Origin of the sequence: Marinobacter gelidimuriae, from assembly GCF_000372805.1 — a bacterium.
Taxonomy (GTDB): domain Bacteria; phylum Pseudomonadota; class Gammaproteobacteria; order Pseudomonadales; family Oleiphilaceae; genus Marinobacter; species Marinobacter gelidimuriae.
The window spans coordinates 1-6210 of record NZ_KB889951.1 but is presented as its reverse complement, the minus strand read 5'-3'; the positions used below and the strand labels follow the sequence as shown (position 1 = coordinate 6210).

Below are 6210 nucleotides of genomic sequence, written 5' to 3'. Positions count from 1 at the left end.
ACACGCAAACTCAGTTATCAGGTCTATTTCCTCACCACCTACAGTCTGGGCCTGCGACTGAGCGAGTCCCTGAACCTGACCATCGCCGATGTCGACAGTCACCTGATGCGGGTGCATGTGCGCTGTGGCAAGGGCAAGAAGGATCGCTTCGTGCCTTTACCGCTGATGACACTCAAGGCCTTGCGGCGCTATTGGGCCACTCACCGTCATCCGGACCTGCTGTTCCCCGGGGGGCACCCGCCGTATGCGTCGGTTGCCACCTCCGGCAAGCCCCGAGTGATGGACCGGGGCGGGGTGCAGAAGGCGATCAAGCTGGTCGCTCTGGACTGCGGTATCCGCAAGAATGTTCACATTCACTCCCTGCGTCATTATGCCGAATCCCGAATTATGCCGAATAGCCTATTCACCATTCACGAGACAGCCCTTCGCTCCTGTGCTTAGTGCGTAGAGGAGGTTTGTTGATTCGGCATAATCTGGTTGTCTTCTCGTACCGGCCATGAGGTCGGTCTGACGAGGAGCCGATCATGATCCGTACATATTTTTCTGATCCTACTGCCTGGCAGCGTTTGCATGCTGGGCCCTTAAGTCCCTATATCGATCCCTTTGAACAGCACCTGTCCGACCAGGGCTATGCGGCTGTGACAGTCGTCGACAAGCTGAGGGTCGTGGCCAAGCTCAGCCGATGGCTCGAACGCCATCAACTCAGTGTTGATGCATTGGGTGAACAGCAGGTCGGCGCTTTTCTTCGCGAACTACACCAACGTGAGCGTCGTACCTATCATGGTGACCCCGCAACGCTGCAGTCGCTCCTGGAGCAGTTGCGCTGCAGCGGCATTCTCGCGCGGCCATTGACGCCAGTGGATGAGAGCTTGGAGGCGCGACTCGAGCGGGACTACGCGCAGTATTTACATAACGAACGTGGACTCAGTGATGCCACGTTACGTATTTACCTGCCTTTCATCCGGGATTTTTTGCTCACATGTATTGACCAGGGATCCCTAGATTTAGAGCAACTGTGCATACGTGACGTCACTAACTTTGTACTGAATCAGGCACCTAAGTTGGGACCCGCTAGGGCCCAATTGATGGTTACGGCGTTGCGAAGCTTCTTACTGTTTCTCCAGCAGCGTGGCTATCTGAGGGTGCCACTAGCGGCCGCAGTACCGACGGTCGCGCACTGGCGCTTATCAACGGTGCCCAAATATCTTGAGCCAGAGCAGGTAGATCGATTATTGCAACACTGCGATCAAAGCACTGTAGCCGGCCAGCGCGACTACACCATGTTACTGCTGCTTGCGCGTCTGGGGCTGCGCGCCGGTGACCTGGTTCATGCGTGCTTAGACGATATTGATTGGCACAGAGGACTGCTTACCGTGCGAGGGAAAGGCAACCGCGCGGATCAGCTTCCGCTACCGGTGGATGTCGGCGAAGCGCTCGCCAAATATCTGCATGATGGCCGCCCTTCCTGTACCACACGCCGCGTATTTGTCCGCATGAAAGCCCCACATGTGGGTTTCGCCAGTTCCGTGGCTATCGACTCGATGATGCGCCGAGCACTAAAACGGGCCAACCTAGAACCGGCGTGTAAAGGTGCACATTTGCTGCGCCATTCCCTGGCCACGCGGATGTTGCGCCAAGGGGCCTCGCTAGTCGAGATAGGTCAACTACTCCGCCATCGTCTACCTCAAACCACCGAGATCTATGCCAAGATCGATCGGGATACTCTCATCGCTCTGGCGCAGCAGTGGCCGGGAGGTGTGGCATGAGCGCGTTGAATACGGCGTTGACCGAGTACCTGAATATGCGTCGGGCATTGGGCTTTAAACTGTACGACACTGGGCTTTGTTTGCACGATTTTGTCGGCTTTACCGAGGCTGAAGGCGCCTGCTTTATTACCACTGAACTCGCGGTACGCTGGGCCATACAATCCAGACAGGCATCGCCTGCACGCTGGGCAAGACGACTTGGGATAGTGCGCCTGTTCGCTCAGTATTGCAGCGCTTTGGAGGCGCGCACTGAAGTTCCGCCACCGGGTTTGCTACCCCATCGTTATACCCGAAAGCCACCGTATATTTTCAGCGATGAGGAGATCACGCGGCTGTTGCTGGCTGCCAAACATCTGCCCTCACCAGGCGGCCTACGGGCGCTGACCTACACGACCTTATTGAGTCTGCTGACTGTTGCGGGGATGCGGATTAGCGAACCTGTTGCGCTGGACCGTGCCGATGTCGATCTCATCGACGGGAGCCTTACCATTCGCGGCAGCAAGTTCGGCAAGTCACGCTGGTTGCCACTCCATCCCACCACCCGGGCAGCGCTGCAAGACTACGCAACACAGCGCGATCGCCTGTACTCTTCAGCCCTGACGCCAAGTTTCTTTATCTCCGAACGCGGTATCCGGCTGACGACGTGCACTGTGCGCGCTACGTTCGTGAAGCTATCTAGACAGATCGGATTGCGCGGTCCCCAGGACAGCTTCGGGCCTCGGCTGCACGATTTGCGTCACGGCTTTGCTATTCGCACCTTGTTAAACTGGTACCGCTCCGGTGTTGATGTTGAACAGCATCTGCCGGAACTGGCTGCTTATCTGGGTCATGCCCATGTGAACGATACCTACTGGTATCTCACCGCCACCCCTGAGTTATTAAGCTTGGTCTCGCAGCGCCTTGAGCCGTTTCCGGACGGGGGGACGCTGCTATGAACAACGACGCCAACCTTGCCCGCTTGCTGCAAGCGTTTTTCACCGATCGCCTGATGCGCCAGCGTCAGGCCAGTCCCCATACGATCGCGAGCTACCGAGACACGTTCTGCTTATTGCTACGATTTGTTCAAAAGAAGACGAAAAAAGCTCCCTCGGCGCTGTCGTTGATGGAGCTGGACGCGCCGCTCATCGGCGATTTCTTAGATCACCTCGAAGCCGACCGTGGCAATAGCCCCAGGAGTCGTAACGTGCGTTTAGCGGCTATCCATTCCTTCTTTCGCTATGTAGCCTTATATGAGCCCGCCTTCAGCGCGCTGACTCAACGCGTTTTGGCGATGCCTAGCAAGCGCCACGAACGTATCCAGATCGAGTTCTTGACCCGTACCGAAGTCGAAGCGGTGCTGGCTGCACCTGATCAGACCACATGGTTTGGTCGCCGTGATCGGACGTTGTTGCTGCTGGCTGTTCAAACCGGCTTACGGGTTTCGGAGCTGATTAACTTGGGCTGCCAAGACATTGTGCTCGGTCATGGCGCCTACGTCCGCTGTCTCGGAAAAGGCCGCAAGACTCGCTGTACACCACTGCGCAGTGATGCTGTGAAAGCGTTACATCAATGGTTACGCGAACGCCATGGCCAACTCACAGATCCGCTATTTCCCAGTCAACGCGGTAGCTCGCTCAGCCGTGACAGTATTGAGCACCTGGTGGCCAAACATGTCGCGAAAGCGAGAGAGCATTGCCCTTCGCTGAAACTCAAGCACGTTTCACCGCATGTTCTTCGCCACAGCGCAGCAATGGATCTCCTGCAGCATGGGGTCGATCGCGCCGTCATTGCATTGTGGCTCGGCCACGAATCGGTCGAGACTACGCAGGTCTACCTCCACGCCAGCTTGGAGATGAAAGAACAGGCGCTTGAAAAAACGACTCCCCTGAGCGTACCGCGCGGGCGGTATCGGCCTGATGATACGTTGTTGGCTTTTCTGACTAGCCTCTGATAATGCCGAATATCATACAGCGCAACGCCAGGCCGCCACCTGATTGTTAAGCACCATTCGGCATAATTCGGGATTCGGCATAATGGCGCAAGGCGTGAATGCCACCGCATTTTTCAATGCCACTGGTTGTCTTGGCTGTGTGGTAGACCTTCTGAGGCGTGGTGATATGAAGGTGTCTGTCCGGGAGTAAATCGCTGGGAAATAACCAGAGCATGGGATGACGAATCCGCCAATAGCGACGGAGCGCCTGGAGTAACCCGGGAGCCAAGGGCACCATCCGGTCTTTGGCGCCCTTGCCCTGCTCAATTCGAAGCAGATGGCGTTCACCATCAATGTCTTTCACCTTCAGCGCGACCGCTTCGCTGACGCGCAAACCGCATGCATAGGTGACGGATAACAAAGCCTGATGCTTGGGATTGACGACGACGGACAGAAGGCGAGCAACTTCCTGACGGGTCAGTAATTCCGGAATGCGCTGAGGTCGCTTGGGCAGCACCAGGGTTACATCGAAGTGCGCCCAGTGCAGCACCTTCAGATACAGAAACCGGATGCCATGGAGGTAAACACGGCAACTGGCCGGTGACAGCGAGCGCTCCTGCACCAGATAGTTGAAAAAGACTTGTAAGTCTTCCACCTTCAACTGATCGGGCGAGCGCCGATAATAACGGGCCAGCGCGGTGACGACGTAAAGATAGCTGTGCTGGGTTCGGGGGGAAAAGCCATGTTGGCACATGGCCTGGATCATGGTCTGACGTAGTGGTGTCATGACACTATCTCCTCTTTTGAAAGCCCACTCGGGCTAATCAAAAGTATCGGTCAATTCACCTGATCTCGCAGGAAACTTTCAAGCTTACTTGCTACCGCGAAGCGGTTTAGTTCAACGCTTGGCTCACACGCCGGTTTGGAACCGCGAAGCGGCGGAAAATCGGTCGCCGTGCAGCCGATTGTTATGTTCACTAGGCCATGCTAGATTGTGTATAGAACTTACGCTCTATACACATGAGAAATGACATGAGAACGAATATTGTTATAGATGACAAATTGATGGCCGACGCTCTGAAGACTTCAGGCTACGAAACCAAAAAAGAGGCCGTTGAGCAAGGCCTAAAGCTGTTGGTGCGCATGAGCCAGCAACAAGAGCTTCGTAAATTACGTGGAAAAATCAAGTGGGAAGGCAACTTGGACGATATGCGAGGTGATAAATGATACTGGTAGATACCAGTGTCTGGATCGACTATTTCAACGGAGTCCAAAGCCCTCACACAGATCTGCTCGATTCGGCAATTATTGAAGGGACCGTTGCCATCGGCGACCTGATATTCCTCGAAATTCTGCAAGGAATTCGTAGCGACCGCGATTATCGCAAAACCAGGCAACTTCTCTTAACTCTGGATCAACATGAAATGTTTGGCAAAGCGATGGCTGAAAAGTGCGCAGAGAATTATCGTGCATTGCGAAAGCAAGGGGTCACGATACGAAAAACCGCTGACGTCATCATCGCGACGTTTTGCATAGAGAAAAGCATATCACTGCTATTTCTTGATCGCGATTTTATCCCTTTCGTTGATCACCTTGGCTTGCGTTCTGCTGCATCTGAAACATAACGCTGCAATTAACCGGATCACGGGCGCGTGCAGCGCGGCAGTGAGTTCAGTTGAATTGCCTGGTTATGCAGTTATTTAAACCAGCTTTTAACAATATCTGTCAGCCTATTCGTCTTAGATTTATCTATATATGAACCTTTGTTAGCGTGTGGAAATGGCTTAATTGGCACGTCTTTTCCTAAAAAGTCACAAAGTTCTTTCCATTCATCTCCTTCTTCCCAGTTAATAATAAGCAAATCTTTTGGACGGTCGCGAAAATAGTATTCAACTTCGGCGTTGTGTTTCTCGTATCGTTCAACGAGCTGCGACTCTGAAACATCAGGAAATGGTAATCCATATAGAATTCGGCGTATTTCATTTAATTCCTTTGATGCATCACCTTGGTTGGCCAGCATATTTTTATAACTTTGAATCCATTTTTCATGTTGTCGTTTTGTCAGGATAAACCGGCTATCTGGGAATGCTCTATCAAGTTCTTCGTATAGAATAATCCAAGGCCAGTCTTCAAACGTTTCCTTTTTATCCGCCAACGCCATTATCCGAGATAAATCACCTTCGCCAATATCTTTGACCAACCCTAAGTTCTGACTTTGATGATCAAAGTCAAGAATTTCAAAACATTTACCTAGTGTCCATCCGGAAACGTAAGCGTCTGAATTTGCTACTGAATTACAATAAAAGAGGAGAAGCCTCTACTTGTTTTTGCTATCATGAACAGTCAAGCCATTGAATATCATGACAAAACGCAAACAAGAGAGGCAACAATGCGTCAGAAACGCACCGTCCAGCCCAGTCTATTCGATTCTGTCCTTGAACACGACATCGCCATCGAGCTCGAAGCCATGTCCAACCTGCTCGACGCCCATCCGATCGTGCTGGACTGGGTCGAGTCTGATCTCCGTGATCGGGC

General features: G+C 53.1%; 8 protein-coding genes. 6 read left to right on the top strand and 2 right to left on the bottom strand.

Going from position 1 to position 6210, the window contains the following annotated elements:
• From A3OI_RS20865 to A3OI_RS0118190, 4 genes are all read left to right on the top strand, one after another.
• A partial coding sequence (locus A3OI_RS20865) for a tyrosine-type recombinase/integrase (protein WP_018405638.1) occupies positions 1-441 on the top strand: 441 nt, incomplete at its 5' end.
• 83 nt (positions 442-524) lie between these two features.
• On the top strand, positions 525-1766 hold the full coding sequence (locus A3OI_RS0118200) for a site-specific integrase (protein WP_018405637.1): 1242 nt from the start codon (positions 525-527) through the stop codon (positions 1764-1766).
• Positions 1763-2701: a tyrosine-type recombinase/integrase gene (locus A3OI_RS0118195; RefSeq protein ID WP_018405636.1), complete on the top strand. Its 939-nt coding sequence runs from the start codon at positions 1763-1765 to the stop codon at positions 2699-2701. Before A3OI_RS0118200 ends, A3OI_RS0118195 begins: the two co-directional genes overlap by 4 nt.
• A complete protein-coding gene (locus A3OI_RS0118190) occupies positions 2698-3696 on the top strand; it encodes a site-specific integrase (protein ID WP_018405635.1) in 999 nt (332 codons plus the stop codon). Before A3OI_RS0118195 ends, A3OI_RS0118190 begins: the two co-directional genes overlap by 4 nt.
• A 46-nt stretch (positions 3697-3742) precedes the next feature.
• Here A3OI_RS0118190 and A3OI_RS0118185 read toward each other — a convergent pair whose 3' ends face one another.
• Complete coding sequence (locus tag A3OI_RS0118185; RefSeq protein WP_018405634.1) at positions 3743-4462, bottom strand: tyrosine-type recombinase/integrase; 720 nt, start codon at positions 4460-4462, stop codon at positions 3743-3745.
• 245 nt (positions 4463-4707) lie between these two features.
• Between A3OI_RS0118185 and A3OI_RS0118180 the strand changes: the two genes are divergently transcribed.
• Together A3OI_RS0118180 and vapC are read left to right on the top strand one after the other, a co-directional pair.
• Positions 4708-4902 (top strand): type II toxin-antitoxin system VapB family antitoxin, encoded by a 195-nt coding sequence (locus A3OI_RS0118180; RefSeq protein WP_018405633.1) that lies wholly within the window; start codon positions 4708-4710, stop codon positions 4900-4902.
• Positions 4899-5300, top strand: coding sequence for a type II toxin-antitoxin system VapC family toxin (gene vapC / locus A3OI_RS0118175; RefSeq protein ID WP_018405632.1), 402 nt, complete (start codon positions 4899-4901; stop codon positions 5298-5300). Before A3OI_RS0118180 ends, vapC begins: the two co-directional genes overlap by 4 nt.
• A 71-nt stretch (positions 5301-5371) precedes the next feature.
• On the opposite strand, the gene A3OI_RS20860 is transcribed toward vapC, so the two are convergent.
• Entirely contained in the window at positions 5372-5875 is a 504-nt protein-coding gene (locus A3OI_RS20860) for a sulfotransferase (protein ID WP_051078113.1), read from the bottom strand.
• Between the last annotated feature and the right edge of the window lie 335 nt (positions 5876-6210).